This window comes from Bifidobacterium sp. H6bp9 (genome assembly GCF_032193695.1).
GTDB lineage: Bacteria > Actinomycetota > Actinomycetes > Actinomycetales > Bifidobacteriaceae > Bombiscardovia > Bombiscardovia kimbladii.
The window spans coordinates 221,429-239,741 of record NZ_JASTZY010000001.1 but is presented as its reverse complement, the minus strand read 5'-3'; the positions used below and the strand labels follow the sequence as shown (position 1 = coordinate 239,741).

The following is an 18,313-nucleotide window of genomic DNA, read 5'->3' as shown; positions in this document are numbered from 1 at the left end:
GTCGCAGCGCTGTCGCACAATGGAGCCATGACATTGAGCGCAGCACCGGCATGGCGGTTCTCCGGGCCCGAGGGCCAGCGGCATTACGAGCAGGCTCTTCGGGCCTATCCTGGACAGATCATCGTGGACTTGCGGACCTTGAAGGCCAATATGGCCACCCTGGTGAAGCTGGTTCGTTCCACGAACCCCGGTGCTGCAGTCATGGGTGTGGTCAAGGCTGATGCCTACGGCCACGGGCTCATCCCCGCCGCCCTAGCGGCACTGGCGGGCGGGGCAACTTGGCTGGGAACGGCCCAGTCCAGCGAGGCCCTGCGTCTGCGTCGTGCAGGCATCGGCCCCGACCGTTGCCGGATTCTGTCCTGGATGTTCAATGGGGACCGCGCCCCCTTTGATCAGTTGATCCAGGCTGACATCGATCTGGGCATCGGTTCCCTAAAGACCATGGACATGGCAGCCCAGGCGGCAGATCTGGCCGGCAGACCTGCACGCGTCCATATCAAGGTGGACACCGGCTTTGGACGCAACGGCTTCACCCCTGAAGCCTTCGGGGATGCCCTGCACGAGCTCTCAAGCCTGGCCGCCAAGGGGCTGTTGGAGCCTGTGGGGCTTTTCAGCCATCTGGCAGTGGCCGACATGCCTGGCGTGGACGAGTTTGTGTCGTCCACTGACGAGCAAATCGCGCTCTTCGAGGAGTTCTCCGACAAGATGACGGCCGCAGGCATGAAACCCGAAATCCGGCATTTGGCCAATACCGCCGCCACGCTGACCCGTCCTGGGATACGTTACGATCTGACCCGTCCGGGCATCGGCCTGTACGGATACGAGCCTGATCCTTCCATGGGGGTTTCGGCCGATTATGGTCTGCGTCCGGCCATGACCCTCCAGGCCCAGCTAGGCACTGTCAAGGATATGCCGGCCGGTCATGGCATCTCCTACGGGCGCACCTATTTGACGGAGAAGCCCACCAGCACGGCCATCATGCCCCTGGGCTACGCCGACGGGATCCATCGGTCTGCCTCGGGCTTTGACCGCCAGGGCGCCATGGGCCGGGAGCACCGGGGCGGACCCGTCCGTCTGATGACTCGTCAAGGGCCCAAGTTGGTTCGCGTCGCTGGCAGGGTCTGCATGGACCAGTGCGTGCTTGACCTCAAGGGCATGGCTTCCGATCTGGGGGTGAGCGAAGGCGATACCGTTGTTCTCTTCGGTCCAGGCAGTGGAGAGGATCAGGCCGAGCCAACCGCTGACGACTGGGCCCGGGCCGCCGACACCATCAGCTATGAGATCTTCACCTGCCTGCGCAGCCGGATTCCACGGCTCTACTTGGGCGTGCATGAGGTGATCGACCCTGCCGACCTGCATCTGATGGCCGCTGAATCCATTCTTTGAGACCACTATCACAGGTAGAACCTGGGCTTGGGGCCTTGTCAAGGGGCAATATAAGTGGTGAGATGAGGTTATGACTACATATACAGGAAATGAACCCAGCAATATCTCATACACAGCCGTAGCTGACATCACCGGAGGCCGCGAGGGCCATGCGGATAGCCACGAGCCCGATCTCTCCCTGGACCTGGATACACCCAAGGCCATGGGGGGCAAGGGCCAGGGCACCAACCCCGAGCAGCTCTTCGCCATCGGTTGGGGAGCCTGCTTCCAGGGAGCCATGGGACTGGCCGGCAAGGAGTTGCGTGTGCCAGCCACCAAGCTAGCCCAGAGCAAGGTGCGCACCCATATCTCCCTCGGCGACCAGGGCGAGTCCTTCGGCATCAAGGCTCTAATTGAGGTCTGCCTGCCCGGCGTCGATCGTGATCTGGCCACCCGCCTGGTGGAACGCACCCAGGAGCTCTGCCCCTATTCCAAGGCAACGGCGGGCAATGTGCCCACTGAAGTGGTGGTCGTGGACAATCTGGACTGAACGGAGCGGGCGCGCCTGATGGGCACTGACGAGGAGGGCGGATCCCGCCTGCTGGCAGAGGGCTACTCCGCTCAGGATCAGGAACGGTGGGCGCCAGAGCCTCCAAAGACCAGCAGCAGGACCGCCTTTGAACGTGATAGGGCGCGTCTTGTCCATTCTTCAGCCTTGCGTCGGTTGGGGGCCAAGACGCAGATCCTGGTCGCCGGCACCGACGACTTTGCACGTACGCGGCTGACCCACACCCTGGAGGTGGCCCAGATTGGTCGGCAGATCGGGACCATGCTGGGCTGCGACCCCGACGTGGTGGATTGTGCCTGCTTGGCCCATGACCTGGGCCATCCGCCCTTCGGCCACAACGGCGAACGCGCCCTGTCTTCGCTGGCCTCCGACATAGGGGGATTCGAGGGTAATGCACAGACCCTTCGATTGCTGACCAGGCTGGAGCCCAAGGTCTTCCATTCGGACGGACGCTCGGCAGGGGTCAACCTGACCAGGGCTGCCTTGGATGCTGCGGTCAAATATCCCTGGACCCTGGCCGAGGCCTCGGCTCATCCCAAGGGGGAGAGGACGGCCAAGTTCTGCGTCTACCCTGACGACCAAGAGGTCTTTCATTGGCTTAAGCAGGGGGCGCCGCAGGCCAGCACTCCTATGGAGTGCCAGGTCATGGATTTGGCTGATGACATCGCCTACAGCGTCCATGACGTGGAGGATGCCATCGTGGTCGGTTCCTTCGTGCCTGAGCGACTGGCTGAGCCCAGGATCATCGATGGTGTGGTCCGGGCTGCCCGATCCTGGTATGGCGACCGATGGGATGCTGACCAGCTGGTACGAGCCTTGGAAACCGTCCGTGGCATGCTGCCGTTGGGCTTCGACGGTTCACGTCGGGCCCTGGCTACGTTGAAGAACACGACCAGCTATCTGATAGGGCGCTTTGCCGACTCCGTGGAGGCGGCCACCCGAAGCCGCCATGGCCAAGGTCCGCTGACCAGGTACTCGGGGGGGCTGGTCATTCCTCCCCGGACCTCCTATGAGATTGTGGCCTTGAAGGGGATTGCTGTCTACTTCGTCATGGCTCCCCGTGAGAAGGAGCCCTTCCATGCAGAGCAGCTGAAAATCGTGACCGACCTGGTTGAGGTGATGATGGCCGACTCGCCAGCACCTTCGGATGCTCTGGAGGATGTCTTCCTGGAGGATTGGCGCCAGGCGGGTTCAGATGGGGAGCGCCTGAGGGTGGCCATCGACCAGGTGGCCTCTCTGACCGACGGCTCGGCGTTGGCCCTGCATTCCCTGGTCTGCCCCTAGGCCTGCGGCATTTATGCCGGGCGCAACACATCGGCCTGGCCCGGTAGGCTGGGTGTCATGTCCGGAATGATCAAGAAGGAAGACATCGAGAAGGTCAGAGCCAAGGCCGATCTGTATGAGATCGTCTCTGAAAGCGTGACTCTGAAGCCTTCAGGTTCCGGCACTTACATGGGCTTGTGCCCCTTTCACGATGAGAAGTCCCCGTCCTTTTCGGTACGTCCGTCCATGGGGGTCTGGCACTGCTTCGGTTGCGGCCTGGGCGGCGATGTCTTTACTTATGTCGAGCAGGAGGAGAACGTCGAGTTCGGTGATGCCGTCGAGATTCTGGCAGACAAGTACCAGATTGAGCTGCATTACGAAAACTCCCGCCAGGACAAGCGCCGGGGGTCCAAACGTTCCCGGTTGCTGGAGGCCAACGAGGAGGCCCAGCGTTTCTTCGTCTCGCAGATCATGAGCAAGGAGGCGCTGGCAGCGCGCAAGCTCTTGGCGGGCAGAACCTTCTCCCAGGCTGACAGTGCGCATTTCGGCTGCGGATACGCCCCACGCGGATGGGACAATCTGGTTCGCCACCTCGCTACCAAGGGTTTCACACAGCAGGAGATGCTGGATGCAGGTCTGGCCAGGCAGGGGCAACGGGGGGTCTATGACTACTTCCGGGGCAGGGTCACCTGGCCTATCAGGGATTCCACGGGCCGCACCCTCGGCTTTGGCGCTCGCAAGCTCTACGAGGACGACGGCATCAACGCCAAGTACATCAACACGCCGGACACCCAGCTCTACCGCAAGAACCAGGTGCTCTACGGCATCGATCTGGCCAAGGACGCCATCGTCAAAAAGCGGCAGGTGGTCATCGTGGAGGGCTATACCGACGTTATGGCCTGCCACCTTGCCGGTGTCGATACGGCTGTAGCCACCTGCGGCACTGCCTTCGGCGAGGATCATGCCAAGATCGTCCGCCGGCTCATCTCCGACGACGCCCTCGGCGCCATCCAGCTGGTGGGGCCGGTCCAGGGCTCTCGGGTGGTCTTCACCTTCGACGGTGATGCCGCCGGGCAGAAGGCCGCTCTGCATGCCTTCGGCCTTGACGGAAGCTTTCTGACGCAGACCTTCGTGGCGGTGGCTCGGGAGAATCTGGATCCATGTGATCTGCGCATCCGCTATGGCGATGAGGCCGTGCGTTCCCTGGTCGAGCATGCCCGGCCGCTATACGACTTCGTCATCGACACCGCCGTGGCCATGTTCGATACCCAGTACACCACCGGGCAGATGGGAGCAGTCAAGGCCGTAGCACCAATCCTGGCCCAGATCAGGGACCGCTCCCTGGTGGGGGCCTATACCCGTAAGACCGCCAGAAAAATAGGCGTGGATCTGGATCTGCTGCGCCAGGAGGTCAACAGGGCCCGTCGCAAGCTGCATGTGAAGGACCAGGATGCCTATGCGGTCCGCACTCCTCACCGCGGCGCGGGTGAATCGGAGGGTCGTGCGGGCCAGGGCAGTGACGATGCCATGCGACGCCGCAGAATACAGCGTGAGGACGCCCTTCGACAGGGCTACCACCACATCGATGATGCCGTCTTCATCTGCGAGCAGCAGTTCATGGGCGTGCTTATCCAAATTCCCAGAGCGGTCGGATCGAATGCCTTCGCCCAGCTGAGTCCGGACAGTTTCGAGGTTCCGATTTTCCGCTCCCTTTATCGGGCGGTGCAGGCCGCCGGAGGGCTGCCTGACAGGAAGACGCCCCAAGGACTGTGGATGCATAATCTGACCAAGGCTGGCGGGCCCATGCTGGAGTCGGCCATTAACGAGCTGGCCGTCATGCCTCTGCCGCTGAATCTGGATAAGCAGGAGGATAAGCAGAGGGGCTCAGGACCCGGCTCCAAGAAAGGCGACAAGGGGGACGATCAGAACACAGGCTCCGAGGGCGCGGATGTTCAGCTGAAGCAGCCTAGCCCGGAGGAGCGTCAGTATGCCTCCGAGCTGTTGGCAAGGCTGTTGGATGCCACCTACATGCGGCTTATCGCCTCGGTCAAGCACCAGATGAATCAGCTGCCCGACGGCCAGGAGAAGTTCGACCTTCTCGGCCAGCTCACTCAATACGAGACCCAGCGCAACGAATTGCGCAACCAGGTCTTCGGCAACGCCGAGTGATCTGGTGGCCAGAAAAGTTGATCCTCCCTGTCCTTGTCGAAGTTTTCCTTGTAGACAGGGACGGAGAGGACCTGGGGTTGGTGTGGTCTCCCCGTTAGGCGGGGAAGGGTATCTGTGAGTTGATGCAGGTCATCACAGTAACAATGATCGCGGTAATGATGCCACCCAGATAGGGATTTCTGGTGTGACGGTAGATCGCCCGGGTCACCAGAGGCATGACAGCCAGCGGGACCAAGGGTGTCAGCATCCAGTCTGGTATCTGTGTGTTGTTGCCGAACAGGCCGTTGACTCCAGTGACGAAGAAATACCCGTATCCAACCACTGCTATAAGCAGAGCCGGCAGCATGTTGAAGAATGCCAGCAGACCTATGTTGGCTGTTGAGTTCCTCCCGAACGAGGTGGAGTAATTCAGGCTATTGATGAAGACCGATGTGGTTCCGTAGGCTACAAGGAAGAAGGGCAGTAGCTTGAGCATCTCAGGAATCTTGTCAGCGGTAAATGGTCTGGCGGCCCAGTACCAGAACCGGAAATCGGAGTTGAAGAGGAACTTGCATGTGAAGATCAGCAATATAGCCAGAAGACTGACTGTCAGTGCAAGCGTTATTGTCTGCCAAAGTCTTCCTCCACCGACGGGCAGATCAAGATCCGAGACTTTAGTCCCCCTCTTTCGCGCATACAAGCGGTACCACAGAATTGTCAACGCGATCATGAATATGGCATTCAGGCAGCCCCACACACCGTAGAACAAGGGCATACCTTGCCGAAAGTAGTTGCCGATATGCTTGTCGACTTTCAGCCCGAACAACGTCAAGGCGCTGGCAACTGAGAAGGCGGTGGCCGACAGAAGGCAGACCCAAAGCCATACTGAACCTCCCTTATAGGCATCAGCTTGACGCATGCGTGCCGGTTCCTCTGATCCAGCCTTTTCGAAGAGGCTGGTTTTGACCAGGCAGAGTGTTCCATAGACCATGAAGAGCATAAGGCCGATCAGTCCAAGAAGCCCTCCGACCATTTTGACAGGATAGATATGATTGCTGTCGGCAAGGTCGGTTTTCATGTTGAAAGCCTTAACCATGAATTGAATAGCATCGGTGCATGGTTGGGATAGGAAGAGCACTGTTCCGTGCGTCCCGTTCTCCATATAAATGACGTGTGAGGCTTGATGGCCATTGATCTGCTTGCGGTACCACCGGCCGCTGATCCCTGCAGGTGTATGGTCAGTGGGCGTGATGCCGAAGTTGAGGAAGGAACGTGCGTTATTTGATTTGAGGTACTGCGGGTTGGGCTTAATTTTTCCAGTTGACGTATCTTTTTCCTTGAAAGAGTAGTCGTCGTATTTGCCGGCGAGTACTCCTACGGTGCGCTCGCGATAGTAGTTGAAATACTTACCGTTGGTATTCTTCTTGGCTGCTTCGACGACGTTCGTCTTGCCGGGAGCATACCCGAAGGCGGCCGTCTCGTTGTCCTTATAGACCGGGTCTCGGCTGACATAGAGCACGGTCTTGATCAGTGGATGCTGGCGCTTGTTGTCGATCAGGATGGATTCATGGATGGTGTTCCCGCCTCTTGAATGCCCTGAAACCCCTATCCGATCAGCATCGACAAAGGGGAGAGAGGTGAGGTATTCCACCGTGTCATACAATCCGCGTCCGTTCACAAGCCATTCCTGGTCATTGAGAATTTTGGACTCGCCATGGCCATAAAGGTCGAAAGATACCACGACGAAACCTCTGCGAACCCACTCAATCTGGAAATCGTCGCTTTTCTCCTTGTTGGTGTTGCCTCCGTGAGCAAAGACAATGGCAGGTGCTGGGTGCTTAGGAGAAGCCGATTTTGGCTGGAGCATATCCATGCTCAATCGGTGGCCTGAGGGCGATTCAATCTGTAGCGTCTCCTTGGTAACGCGTCCCCCCATCGGTTTGAGCCAGATTGGACATAAGCCCACACGCCAGACAGAGAATTAGGGAAATGACCAGACCGATGGCCGGATTATGAATAATGTTGGTTTTTCTCATGGATTCATCCTTTTTACGATGTTCGCGTAGTCGTCCAGGATTGTTTCTTTCATTGATGATCCTCTTTGTTCATCGGATATATGGGTGCCGAAACCAGCAACGACTACGACAGACCCAGTTTTGGTGCAAGACAGAGCACAGTAATCGATCCCCTTTCAGAAAAAGGCGATGCCTTACTGATATAGTATTACCGGTAAGGCATGACAACATGTTTTTTATGAATACTTTGGCTTTGTGGCACATTCTCAAGTACCGAGCGGATGGGCGGAATACGCCGTGGTATTAGGCTTGAACGTACAACGCCGAAGAACGGCTTTACATTACAGCCAAGAGTTCGTCGCCTATAATGCCAACCTTTCTCGGTTTGCATATCAACAGTTGGAGCATGGCCAGTCACGGCCTGGGAGTCCAGCCAATCCCAGTTTGATCAACATAATGGCAGTTGCTCAAGTACTTAATGTGAGCCTGGATGAGTTACTGCCTGCTCCATGGCCAGATCTTCATGCTAAGTAGTGCGGGGGTGGAGCCATTCTCAAGACAAGCCCTGCCGATAGGGTGAATGCATGAACAAGGAGCATCAAAAGAGAGCAAGTCGTGCCGGTTCGGCTGACAAAGCCCGTTCTGTTGAAGGTCGTCGACCGCTTGCTGTCTTCTGGGATATGGACGGAACCCTGATCGACTCAGAGCCTTACTGGCATCAGGCGGAGGTAGATCTAGCGCGCAAGCATGGAGGAGACTGGAATACTGACATGGGTTGGCAGGTTTCGGGCAAACCCCTGCCCAAAGTAGCAAGGGTGATGCGCGAGCGGGGTCTTGACCTTCCAGAGGATCAGATTCCGGATCTGCTGATTGACGGGGTGATTGCCATGGAGGAGCGTCACATGCCATGGATTGAAGGAGTCCGTGACGTCTTGGCAGACCTAGTTGAGGCTGGCATCCCCTCCATTCTGGTCACTACTTCGCCACGCCGCATGGCTCAGGCTGTGGTCGCCAAGGCTCCTGACGGGGCTTTTGCCGACTATGTGTGTGGGGATGACGGACTGGCGCAAAAGCCCGACCCCGCTCCTTATCTGCATGCGGCGGGTCTGCTGGGCATCACAAGTCCTGATCAAATGGTCTCTTGCTTGGCTTTCGAAGACACCCTGACTGGCATCACTTCTGCTGTGGCATCGGGAGCCACCACTGTGGCCTATACCGGCACCAACCCGGTCGACACCTCTTCAGGTCCCCAGTTCGCTTCCATGAATAGCTATGCTGGAGTCACCTTGGATGATCTGTCAGCATTGATCGCCAAGCGACTCGAACGATCGGGGTCACCGGCTGCGCAGACCTGCTGAATCAAGCTGTCTACTGCAGGGGGCGATATTTTCGGCTGGAGCCGCGCGAAGTAGCCACCGGATACCTGTCGGCCGTCCTGTGCAGTTTGTCCATGATGATCCGATCCATATCCAGATCCAGTCGATCCGCCAGTTGGATGCAATAGGTGAGCACGTCAGCCAGTTCGTCGGCCACGTGGCCTTCATCTGCGTCCCTGGGGTCATCCCCCCACTGATAGCATTCCAAGAGCTCGGCAGCTTCGATGCAGATTGATTTGGCCAGGTTGGCTGGCGTGTGGAATTGATCCCAGTCGCGCTCATGTACAAAATTCATTACTGCTCTGTCGGTTTCCTTGCTGATCATGATTTCGAGCCTATCAGTCGGCCCTCCTGCATTCAGATTGGTGTGGGTTCGTGGCATAGTGAAACCATGGATTCATCAAGCGCGCCGCAGCCTGTGGTGATGACGCTGCCCTATGGCGATTTCAGCGATGAGGATTTTTCCAAGGCTATTGCAGAGTACAAGCAGGCGAAAGTTGTTGGCAGTCAGGGCAGTAAGGTGGAGGGGAGGCTGCTTGAGGAGCTGTTCCTACGCTATCCCACTGTATATATTGTCTCTGCCGACGAAAGGGACAGCGGCAAGAAGCATGGCGGTGGACCTCCTTATGTGGTTTACGTCGGGGAAACCAACGACATTCGTTCTCGAACCAGGCAGCACATTGAGCTGGACCCACGGACCCGGACGGATTGGGAACGCCTGGTGCGATTCATGCGCAATCATCAGGACAGGGTTTGTCAATACATCATCGGCGATCGCCACTTCAATAAGTCCTTGACCTTGGATATGGAAAATCGGCTGATGGGGTATATGCAGAGCGTCGACGCGGTCAAACTGGTTATGAACCGTAGAACCAACGCTCAGGACATGTACTACACCAGCGATGAATTCGACAGCATCTTTTCCAAGGCTTGGCAGACTCTGCATGAAATGGAGCCCGATCTGTTCCCGGAAGAGAAGGCTATTCTGGACTCTGCCCTGTTCAAAGCCTCTCCCTTCCGCAAACTCACCGACGAACAACGGCGGGCTGAAGAGGCTGTTCTGCATGTGTTGGAGTCAGTGATCATTCAAAACCCCAGCGAGGGTTTCCACTCTATGACAGAATCGATAGGCCCGGTTCAGATCAACAATAAAGCCCATACCCAGGTCATTGTCGTTCAGGGTATGTCAGGCACTGGCAAGACCGTTTTGCTCAGTCATCTCTTCTATCAAATATGTGCTAGATATGGCATCTATGGAAACTTGAACGACAAGGACGATAACCATTCGTCAAAGGCCAGGCAGCGTTCCTACATTATTGTCAACCAGACCGAGCAGGCTAATGTCTACAACCAGATGGCTCTGAAGCTGGGATTGCAGAAGAAACGCGGTCAGTGTGTGGTTGGGGCTGTCCAGTTCATCAACCGGTTCAGCAAGCACACCAATCGAAATGGCCGGTCCACAGGCAGGGCAGCTGACCCCATGAATAGCGTAGATGCCAAGGCAGATGTCGTGCTGATTGACGAGGCGCACCTGCTGCTGACGCAAGGGTCGCAGAGCTACTCCGGAAGCAACCAGCTCTACGACATACTACGGCGGGCAAAAGTAGCCATCGTGGTCTTCGATCCCGAACAAGTCTTGCGTGGGTCTCAGTTCGTGGATGCCCAGGAAAGTCGGCTTCTGGGATTGACTGGTTCTGAGCATGATAAGACCTTCTCGCAACCTATGCTCATCCACGAAAAGTCACGGGACGGTCAGGCGCACGAGGATACCTTCCAGGTCAGTCATGTTCGTTTGGATCAACAGATGCGTATTCAGGCTGACCCTGCAACCTGCGCCTGGCTGGATCGGATGACAGCCAAAGATGGTGTCATTGAACCACTGCATCCGGATCCTTGGGAGCATCCTTATGAGATTAAGGTTTTTGATTCGCCCAAGGATTTAAGGGAGTTTATTCGTTATAAAGACAGGGAGCAAAGGGGAGAGGGCTCCTTGGGCCTTTGCCGACTCCTGGCCACCTATGACTGGCCTTACAGCAGCAAGAAGCACCCGGATCCACTGGATTCCTCCCGTCACTGGCAGGTTGTACTGCGCCAAGGGGATTCAGGCCAGTGGGTGTGGGCCGAAGAGGGTCAGGAAGGGGATGGTGAATTCGCCATGCCTTGGAATTACGAGCTATATGAGGCCCAGGGAAACTCTGCTGCAAATCACCGGATTGCCTGGGCCGAGCTGCCCTTCACCATCGATGAGGTGGGCTCCATATTCACCATCCAAGGTTTTGACCTCAACTACGCGGGGGTCATCATTGGACCATCAGTCACTTATAGGAATGGAAAGATCAAATTCGAACCGAAGTTCAGTTGCAACACACTGGCGACTAATCATCGGTCGGAGCCAGAGATGAATCCTGTGGATAACCTTCGTCATGAGTTCAATGTGTTGCTCAAACGAGGGGTGCACGGATTGGGGCTATTCGCAGTCGATCCCGAGCTTCGGAATCGACTGGCCTGGGCAGTGGGTGGGTTCGCCAGCGTCCAGGACTGACCAGCTTAACGCGCCTACAGGGGTTGAATGCCGATCAGGGGTATCATGTCCTGGGCCATGATCCATGGCCCAGGACATATTCATGAGAAAGGCGCAGGCGAGTATATGACGACGCGCAAGATCATCCTGGACTGCGATCCAGGTCATGACGATGCGGTGGCTATCCTTCTGGCAGTAGGCGATCCGCGGATCGACCTGATCGGAGTGACTACGGTTGGCGGCAACCAGAGTCTGGACAAGGTTACCTACAACGCGAGGGCTGTGCTGGAAAAGGCTCATGCGCGCCAGGTGCCGGTCCATGCCGGATGTGATAGGCCCTTGGTGCGTCCTCAGGAAGTAGCCGCCTCCATCCATGGCCAGACGGGTCTGGACGGGGTCGAGCTCCCCGAGCCTACCCGGCCCCTGGATCCTGGCCACGCTGTCGATTGGATCATCGAGACCATCATGCGCGAGGAGCCGGGCACGGTGACCCTGGTTCCCACAGGACCCCTGACCAACATCGCTATGGCCGTTCGCAAGGAACCCCGCATTGTCGATCGCGTTCAAGAGGTTGTGCTCATGGGTGGCGGCTACCATGTGGGCAACTGGAGCGCTGTTGCTGAATTCAACATCAAGGTGGATCCCGAGGCCGCGCATATCGTCTTCAACGAGCCCTGGCCGGTCACCATGGTGGGGCTGGATCTGACTCATCAGGCCCTGTGCACCCCGGAGGTCCAGCAGCGCATTGAGGGCATCGGCACTGATCTGGCCCATTTCGTCAGCGGGTTGATGGACTTCTTCCGCAAGTCCTACCAGGACAACCAGGACTTCGTGGATCCGCCTGTGCATGATCCCTGCACTGTGGCCTATCTGATCGACCCCTCTATTGTGAGCACCCGTCGTTGCCCGGTTGATGTGGAGCTGCGCGGGGACCTGACCTGCGGGATGACCGTGGCCGATCTGCGCGGCCCTGAGCCCTCTGCTGAGGACTGCCACACCCAGGTGGCTGTCAAGCTGGACTTCCAGGGATTCTGGGACCTGGTGGTCAAGGCCATCACCGCGATTGGATGAAATCAATGAAGACTTCGAACGCAGCCGCACCCAAGACCGACAAGCCCGCTGCCACGACCGCTGGTGGCTCTGGTGCTTCTATTGTCGCCTTGATGACGGCCCTGATGGCCGCCGTCTTCGCCTTCCAGCTCAACGCCTCCATGCTCTCGCCGGCCCTAACGACCATGGAAACCGAGCTCAATGCCAGCAGCTCCAGCATTGGTCTGACACAAACGGTGTTCTTCACCTCCTGTGCCGTCTTCTCCCTCTTCCTGCCTCGGCTGGGCGATTTGGCCGGCCGCAAGAAGGTGCTGCTGGGTATGCTGAGCCTGACGGCGCTGGGATGCGTGGTCTCCGCTCTGGCTCCCAATGTGACGATGCTGATGATTGGGCGCGTCATTCAAGGAGTGGCCGGTCCGGTCGTACCCATGACCCTGATCATGCTGCATGCCGAAGTGACCGATGAGGCCCGCTACGCCAAGCTCATGGCCGTTTTGACGGCGGTCAACGGCGGCATCGGAGGCGTGGATGCCATCCTAGGCGGTTGGCTGGCCGGCACCTTCGGCTTCCGGTCGGTCTTCTGGTTCATGGTGGCCATTGCAGTGATTGCTGTCCTCCTAGTAGCAGTTTTCGCCCGCGAGAGCTATGCAGACGATCGTCCCCGCATGGACTGGGCCGGCGTGGTCTTCCTCTGCATAGCCTTCCTGGCGGCCTACCTGGCTATCAACGAGGTCGAGAAGCTGGCTCAGGCGCGCTGGATCCTGGTGGTCGTCGAGATCCTGGTTGCTGCGGTCTTCTTCATGATCTTCTGGAAAGTCGAAAGCACCACGTCGGCACCCATGGTCACTACCACCTATCTCAAGCAGCGGCGCACCTGGGGCCTTCTGCTGACGACTCTGACCACCATGGTCGGCGTCTTCGCCATCATGAACGGGATCGTTCCGGCGCTTGCTCAGGATGGCGAGGTCGGCGTCGGCTTGAAGGCCAGCATCGTCTCCTTTGCGACGCTGACCCCATATGCCCTGGTCGGTCTGGTCTTTGGCCCTGTGGCTGGGATGCTGGCCTCGCGCTTCGGCTATCTCAAGGTTCTGAGAGTCGGTCAGCTTGTCAGCGTTCTGGGACTGGTCTTTGGCATCTACGTCTGCCTGGTTCCCAGCATCTGGAGCCTGGTGGCGCTCTCCCTGATCCTGGGCGTCTCCTATGCGGGGACAGCCAACATTATGCTCAATGGGCTGGGCGTGGTTCTGTCTCCTGCGGACAACACCGGCTATCTGCCGGGACTCAACGCCGGAGCCTTCAACCTGGGCTCAGGCCTGAGCTATGCGGTCCTCTATGCATGCATGAGCGGCTTGGCGGCATCCGGCGGAGCCCGTACTGGATACATTGCGGCTATGATCGGCGGCGGCGTGCTGGTGCTGATCGCCCTGGCTCTGTCCTATCTGATTCCCGATCCGGAACGAATGAATGACAAGTAATATTCCGGTCTGATAGGGGTCCTGCGGATGTACTGATTCGCAGGACCCCTTTCCATGTCTCATAGGCATCCGACTCTATGCGTATCCGACAAGGGTCAAAAGTCGGGACTAGACAGGCCAGCAGCCAGTAGCGCCGAGTGTCCCGACCTTGGGCTTAGTGGCGGAAAATAGCGCCAGGAGAGTTCCTGTAAGCCGTGGGCGGGCGCGTAAACTAAGTGAGGAATTCGTTCGCCGGAGGTGACCATGCAACATCGGGTGATCGGACTGCTGAAGAACGAAACCGTCCTGGTCGTCGCGGCAGTCATCGCTCTCGTATCCTGCATCCTCATTCCTCCCGACCGGCAGTATATTGGCTACATCCACGTCAATACCCTTACCCAGTTGGGATCCCTCATGATGGTGGTCTGCGGATTTCAGCGCATCGGGGTCTTCCATGCCATTGGTGCCGGCCTGCTGAGTCGTGTCCGCTCGGTGCGGGGCCTGGCCTTGGTGCTGGTTTCCCTGCCTTTCTTCTCCAGCATGTTCATCACGAACGATGTAGCCCTGGTCACCTTCGTGCCCTTCGCCATTGCTGTTCTCATCATGGCCGGCCTGGAAAACCATGCCCTGCTGATTGTCACTCTGATGACCCTGGGTGCCAATGTGGGCAGCATGCTGACGCCCATCGGCAATGCTCACAACTTATACCTCAAGGCCCGATCCGAGATGCCTGCCGGGGAGTTCCTCCTCCTCATGGCACCTTACGCTTTGGTCGCAGCCCTGATGCTCTTCCTGTGCTGCTGGTTCGTCTTCAGGAATCAGCATCTGAATAAGTTCGAGGGCATGGATGCGCAAGAGATCCGCCGCAGCATACTAGCGCCCAGGGAGGAGGGGATACAGCCTCAGGTCAAGGAGATGCAGCAGTCCAGCGGATGGCGCATCACCGTCTACCTCCTGCTCTTTCTTGTCTGCCTGCTTGGTGTGGCCAAGCTGATTCCCCAGTGGGCCATGGTTCTGGTGGTGGCGGTGACCTTTCTGATCTGCGACAGGCGGGTCTTTCTGCATGTGGATTGGGGACTGCTCCTGACCTTCGTGGCTTTCTTCATCTTTATAGGCAATGCCAGACGGATCCCCCAGCTCTACAGCCTGGTCAGCAGCCTGGTCAATATCCACCCTTTGATTACCTCGGTCCTGTGCAGCCAGGTCATCAGTAATGTGCCCACAGCCCTGCTGGTCTCAGGTTTTTCGACAGCCTGGCGCCCGATCATTCTGGGTACCAACCTGGGCGGGCTCGGCACCCTGGTTGCTTCGATGGCCTCGCTGATTTCCTACAAGGCTGTGGTCAAGCAGTATCCGGGCAAGAAAGGCGATTACCTGAAAATCTATACCGCTTTTAATCTGCTCTTCCTCGTCGTGTTGGTTGGCATGGCCCTGCTGCTGGAGTAGACTACCCCCATCAACCAGGAATGGTGCCGCTGATATTGAGAGGGAGGCAGCAACGGTGGAACCGGACCCGTGCGCGTCTAAGCCTAAGAACACAGGGATACTGACCAGACGGAATCTTGGGATTCTGCTCGGAATCATGGCCTTGGCCATCATGTCGCGGTTTGACTCCATCATCTCTCCTTCCGTTGCAGCCATCCAGGCATCTTTTCCTCATGCTGATCCCTCCACCGTTGAATCAGTGGTCTCTATCGGCTCTTCGGCAGCCATCGTTTCGGCTCTTTTATTTGGCCAACTCTTGACCACAGTGAGGTTCAGAACTGCTGCCTGCATCAGCTGTCTGTGTATTGCCCTGGGTGGTTTGATGCCCTTGGTTGTGCATAGCAGCGTAAGCCAGCTTCTCCTTTTTGCTTTGGTTGTCGGGTTTGGCGTGGGCATCGCCACTACAGTTCTCCCCAGCCTGTCGGCCAGGTTCTTCCGCGGGAAGCAGCTGGCTGCGCTGATGGGGTTGGTCCTGGCTGTTCAGGATGGCTCTTCCATGCTGGTCCTTGCCCTGGGCGGTGTTCTGGCCAAGGGAGGTTGGCTGCACAACTATTGGCTCTATTTTCTGGCCTTGCCTGCCTTGGTCTTGGTCATCTTCATGGTCCCCGGAGTCGGTGCCGTCGAGGAGGAGTCGGAAAAGGCCGTAAGATCTGAGGCATCGTCTTCTTCTCAAAAAAGCGGACAATGCTGGTGGGCTACCATTTCCTGTATCCTCATCGGGTTCCTGAGCATTTTCCTGGTCGCGGTCCTGTACAACAAGCTCGCTGTCTACATAGCTAAATACGGTTTGGGTGGCACCAGCGCAGCCGGGGTGGCCCTGATGTTCAACACGGGTTCCTCGGTCGTGATCGGGCTTGGCATCAACGGCATCAAGCGGATTTGCCGGCAATGGACCATTCCGGCCGCCTTCCTTCTGATGGCCCTGGGCGCCCTGCTTTTCCTGACCACCCGCTCCTTCCCGCTGGTTTGTTTATCGGCATTTCTGATTGGGTCGGGCAGTGCCATCAATATGGCCACCTGCCCCTTCCTCCTGTCCAACCTGACTCCGCCCAGACGCTATCCGCTGGTCATGGGGGTCTTTTCGGCCACCACCAGCCTCGGTTTTACGGCATCTACCTGGGCCTTCAAGGCTTTCTCAAAAATGTTTGGACTGGATCCGGTAACAGGCAGTTTCATAGGCATGCTGATCATCGCTTTGCTGGCTGCTGTCATGCTTGCGCTTGTTCGTTTCCAGAGCTGTGTCGAATCCCGCTACATTGAGCAATAAGCCACCCTTGAGGCTGTAGAAGTCAGAAGTGAAGGATTCTGCCCTTTCATTGCGACAGGTAGGGGTTGCCGGTGATGACAAACCTTCGTAGGGCCCCTTTGGCGTGGGATATGCCTATTCGAGGGGTTGCCGTGATGGTCTCGTCCTGGGCCAGCCCCGCGGTCGCCAGGCGTATGGGTGGTTTTCTAAGATCGTGGCCATAGTTGTGCTTGTCAATGTCCAATGCCTGGCAGAGCTTGGCGGGACCGTTGGTCAGCTCCCGGTCCGGGTGACGGCCGTGTCTGTGATTGCGCAGAAGGCCCAGACCCTGCACTGGCTGGCAGGCTCGAATCAGCACCCCGGCGCCGAATCCGTCCTCCTGGCAGGAGATGTTCAGGCAGTAGTGCATTCCATAGGTGAAGTAGACGTACATGTGTCCGCTGGGGCCGAAGAGGGCAGCGTTGCGCGCCGACCGGCCGTGATAGGCATGGCTGGCCGGATCATTCTGATCGTAGGCTTCGGTTTCCACGATCCGAACCCTGGCCTGTTCGCCTTCCGGATCGTAGTCCCGAATGATCAGGCAGCCCAGAAGCAGGCGGGCGGCCTGATCCACAGGGCGGTCCAGAAAGTCCGGGAAGGCCAGATGATCGTCCTGGCTTGAACCGGCTTTCATTCCGCCTGGTCCTTGCGGACCCAGACCGCGCGCTGGCCGCGTGATTCGGGCTGAACGCAGACGAAGCTATCCTGGTGGGGCAGGGCGGCGACCTGTGGATGGTCGTGATCGTAGGGTCCCTGGGCCTGGGCGCCGCCGGCATCACCGACCTGGGCAAAGAAGTCCTCGGAGGCATCCTTGAACCAGGTCCATTCCTCTGGCAGGTCTTCTTCATAGAAGATCGCCTCCACAGGGCAGACCGGCTCGCAGGCGCCGCAGTCGATGCATTCGTTGGGGTTGATATACAGGTTCCTGGGGCCCTCGTAGATGCAATCCACCGGGCACTCATCTACGCAGGCCTTGTCCTTGACGTCCACGCAAGGTTGGGCAATCACGTAGGTCATTGCTTTGCTCTCCTTTTTGATTGGTTGTCCGCTTTTGCTGCTTTCAGGAAGCATCCCTTTGGCGACGACAGAGGTTCCAGCGATACCCGGGCTCTTTTATTCCTGGCCGCTTTGCTGCTCCCTTCCACGATTCCTTGGACCATCCCCAGATGGATCGTGCAGATAATGGGATGGGCGTTGACACTGTCCAAGAAGGGGCATGCGGTCAGAAACAGGCTCGATGAATCCGGTTCTGCCATAACCGGAGCAAAACCCAGGGTGGCCAGAGTGTTCAACAGCGTCTGTGACATGCTCGAGGACACGTCCTTCTCGGCATTCGCCCCGCTTTGTCTGGCCAGGGTACGACCCCAGACCTGACCTGCTTTCAGCGCAGCCCTATCTCTGCTGTCAGCATCGGGACAAGCAGTTTCCAGTGCGGAGCAGAGCGAGGAGATCATATCCTCCCTGGCATGGTTTGTGGATATAGGGGAGTAGATGACAGACGGTCTGCCTCGACCGGCCGATCGACCTTCCCTGTCTCTTGTCTGACGGACAGCCTCGCCCTGTTCGACCAGGCGTTCAAGATGGAAACGAGCGGTCGTCGGATGGATGCCGAAGGCTGCTCCGATCTGCTGCGCAGTTAGGCCTGCACCGGTCTGTTCGGCTGCCGTATGCAGATGATCCAAAATTGCAGAGCGGATCTCCTCCCCGCTTCTGCGCCCAGAGGGGGCATGGATCCCTTGCTTAGAGGGTTGAATTTTCTGACTCATCGATTAAATTGTATAAC

16 protein-coding genes are annotated in these 18,313 nt (G+C 57.9%); 11 read left to right on the top strand and 5 right to left on the bottom strand.

What is annotated here, in order from left to right:
- Positions 1–27: 27 nt before the first annotated feature.
- The 4 genes from alr to dnaG all read left to right on the top strand — a co-directional run bounded on the left by alr (position 28) and on the right by dnaG (position 5,365).
- On the top strand, positions 28–1,386 hold the full coding sequence (alr, locus tag QRX40_RS00930; RefSeq protein ID WP_313835697.1) for an alanine racemase: 1,359 nt from the start codon (positions 28–30) through the stop codon (positions 1,384–1,386).
- A 70-nt stretch (positions 1,387–1,456) separates the two neighbouring features.
- Entirely contained in the window at positions 1,457–1,915 is a 459-nt protein-coding gene (locus QRX40_RS00925; RefSeq protein WP_024626651.1) for an Ohr family peroxiredoxin, read from the top strand.
- An 18-nt stretch (positions 1,916–1,933) separates the two neighbouring features.
- On the top strand, positions 1,934–3,217 hold the full coding sequence (locus QRX40_RS00920; RefSeq protein WP_313835695.1) for a deoxyguanosinetriphosphate triphosphohydrolase: 1,284 nt from the start codon (positions 1,934–1,936) through the stop codon (positions 3,215–3,217).
- A gap of 57 nt (positions 3,218–3,274) precedes the next feature.
- Entirely contained in the window at positions 3,275–5,365 is a 2,091-nt protein-coding gene (gene dnaG, locus QRX40_RS00915) for a DNA primase (protein WP_313835693.1), read from the top strand.
- 94 nt (positions 5,366–5,459) lie between these two features.
- Here the strand turns inward: dnaG and QRX40_RS00910 are convergent, their stop codons facing one another.
- Positions 5,460–7,211, bottom strand: a complete 1,752-nt coding sequence (locus QRX40_RS00910; protein ID WP_313835691.1) for an alpha/beta hydrolase — start codon at positions 7,209–7,211, stop codon at positions 5,460–5,462.
- A gap of 403 nt (positions 7,212–7,614) precedes the next feature.
- Between QRX40_RS00910 and QRX40_RS00905 the strand changes: the two genes are divergently transcribed.
- A complete protein-coding gene (locus tag QRX40_RS00905; protein ID WP_313835690.1) occupies positions 7,615–7,893 on the top strand; it encodes a helix-turn-helix transcriptional regulator in 279 nt (92 codons plus the stop codon).
- Positions 7,894–7,943: 50 nt separating this feature from the next.
- Entirely contained in the window at positions 7,944–8,717 is a 774-nt protein-coding gene (locus tag QRX40_RS00900; RefSeq protein ID WP_313835688.1) for an HAD family phosphatase, read from the top strand.
- Between the two features lie 10 nt (positions 8,718–8,727).
- Here QRX40_RS00900 and QRX40_RS00895 read toward each other — a convergent pair whose 3' ends face one another.
- A complete protein-coding gene (locus QRX40_RS00895) occupies positions 8,728–9,060 on the bottom strand; it encodes a nucleotide pyrophosphohydrolase (protein ID WP_313835686.1) in 333 nt (110 codons plus the stop codon).
- Between QRX40_RS00895 and QRX40_RS00890 the strand changes: the two genes are divergently transcribed.
- The 5 genes from QRX40_RS00890 (at position 9,016) to QRX40_RS00870 (ending at position 16,512) form a co-directional block, all read left to right on the top strand.
- The gene (locus QRX40_RS00890) at positions 9,016–11,277 is read left to right on the top strand and encodes a DUF2075 domain-containing protein (protein ID WP_313835685.1); all 2,262 of its coding nucleotides are present in this window, start codon (positions 9,016–9,018) and stop codon (positions 11,275–11,277) included. The genes QRX40_RS00895 and QRX40_RS00890 overlap by 45 nt on opposite strands.
- Positions 11,278–11,382: 105 nt before the next feature.
- The gene (locus tag QRX40_RS00885; RefSeq protein WP_313835683.1) at positions 11,383–12,327 is read left to right on the top strand and encodes a nucleoside hydrolase; all 945 of its coding nucleotides are present in this window, start codon (positions 11,383–11,385) and stop codon (positions 12,325–12,327) included.
- Between the two features lie 92 nt (positions 12,328–12,419).
- Positions 12,420–13,781: an MFS transporter gene (locus tag QRX40_RS00880; RefSeq protein ID WP_313836337.1), complete on the top strand. Its 1,362-nt coding sequence runs from the start codon at positions 12,420–12,422 to the stop codon at positions 13,779–13,781.
- 243 nt (positions 13,782–14,024) lie between these two features.
- Positions 14,025–15,206: an SLC13 family permease gene (locus tag QRX40_RS00875; protein ID WP_313835681.1), complete on the top strand. Its 1,182-nt coding sequence runs from the start codon at positions 14,025–14,027 to the stop codon at positions 15,204–15,206.
- 136 nt (positions 15,207–15,342) lie between these two features.
- The gene (locus tag QRX40_RS00870) at positions 15,343–16,512 is read left to right on the top strand and encodes an MFS transporter (protein ID WP_313835680.1); all 1,170 of its coding nucleotides are present in this window, start codon (positions 15,343–15,345) and stop codon (positions 16,510–16,512) included.
- Between the two features lie 46 nt (positions 16,513–16,558).
- On the opposite strand, the gene QRX40_RS00865 is transcribed toward QRX40_RS00870, so the two are convergent.
- From QRX40_RS00865 to QRX40_RS00855, 3 genes are read right to left on the bottom strand one after another with little or no spacing between them, the layout of a single operon-like run.
- Positions 16,559–17,164, bottom strand: a complete 606-nt coding sequence (locus QRX40_RS00865) for a DNA-3-methyladenine glycosylase (RefSeq protein ID WP_313835679.1) — start codon at positions 17,162–17,164, stop codon at positions 16,559–16,561.
- Positions 17,161–17,547, bottom strand: coding sequence for a ferredoxin (gene fdxA / locus QRX40_RS00860; protein WP_313835678.1), 387 nt, complete (start codon positions 17,545–17,547; stop codon positions 17,161–17,163). Before fdxA ends, QRX40_RS00865 begins: the two co-directional genes overlap by 4 nt.
- Positions 17,544–18,296 (bottom strand): helix-turn-helix domain-containing protein, encoded by a 753-nt coding sequence (locus tag QRX40_RS00855; protein WP_313835676.1) that lies wholly within the window; start codon positions 18,294–18,296, stop codon positions 17,544–17,546. The genes fdxA and QRX40_RS00855 overlap by 4 nt, the downstream gene beginning before the upstream one ends.
- Positions 18,297–18,313: the final 17 nt, after the last annotated feature.

Coding starts and splice junctions, on each gene's coding strand:
- alr (WP_313835697.1), top strand. CDS start 28: ATGACATTGAGCGCAGCACCGGCATGGCGGTTCTCCGGGCCCGAGGGC.
- QRX40_RS00925 (WP_024626651.1), top strand. CDS start 1,457: ATGACTACATATACAGGAAATGAACCCAGCAATATCTCATACACAGCC.
- QRX40_RS00920 (WP_313835695.1), top strand. CDS start 1,934: ATGGGCACTGACGAGGAGGGCGGATCCCGCCTGCTGGCAGAGGGCTAC.
- dnaG (WP_313835693.1), top strand. CDS start 3,275: ATGTCCGGAATGATCAAGAAGGAAGACATCGAGAAGGTCAGAGCCAAG.
- QRX40_RS00910 (WP_313835691.1), bottom strand. CDS start 7,211: ATGCTCCAGCCAAAATCGGCTTCTCCTAAGCACCCAGCACCTGCCATT.
- QRX40_RS00900 (WP_313835688.1), top strand. CDS start 7,944: ATGAACAAGGAGCATCAAAAGAGAGCAAGTCGTGCCGGTTCGGCTGAC.
- QRX40_RS00890 (WP_313835685.1), top strand. CDS start 9,016: ATGTACAAAATTCATTACTGCTCTGTCGGTTTCCTTGCTGATCATGAT.
- QRX40_RS00895 (WP_313835686.1), bottom strand. CDS start 9,060: ATGATCAGCAAGGAAACCGACAGAGCAGTAATGAATTTTGTACATGAG.
- QRX40_RS00885 (WP_313835683.1), top strand. CDS start 11,383: ATGACGACGCGCAAGATCATCCTGGACTGCGATCCAGGTCATGACGAT.
- QRX40_RS00880 (WP_313836337.1), top strand. CDS start 12,420: ATGACGGCCCTGATGGCCGCCGTCTTCGCCTTCCAGCTCAACGCCTCC.
- QRX40_RS00875 (WP_313835681.1), top strand. CDS start 14,025: ATGCAACATCGGGTGATCGGACTGCTGAAGAACGAAACCGTCCTGGTC.
- QRX40_RS00870 (WP_313835680.1), top strand. CDS start 15,343: ATGGCCTTGGCCATCATGTCGCGGTTTGACTCCATCATCTCTCCTTCC.
- QRX40_RS00865 (WP_313835679.1), bottom strand. CDS start 17,164: ATGAAAGCCGGTTCAAGCCAGGACGATCATCTGGCCTTCCCGGACTTT.
- fdxA (WP_313835678.1), bottom strand. CDS start 17,547: ATGACCTACGTGATTGCCCAACCTTGCGTGGACGTCAAGGACAAGGCC.
- QRX40_RS00855 (WP_313835676.1), bottom strand. CDS start 18,296: ATGAGTCAGAAAATTCAACCCTCTAAGCAAGGGATCCATGCCCCCTCT.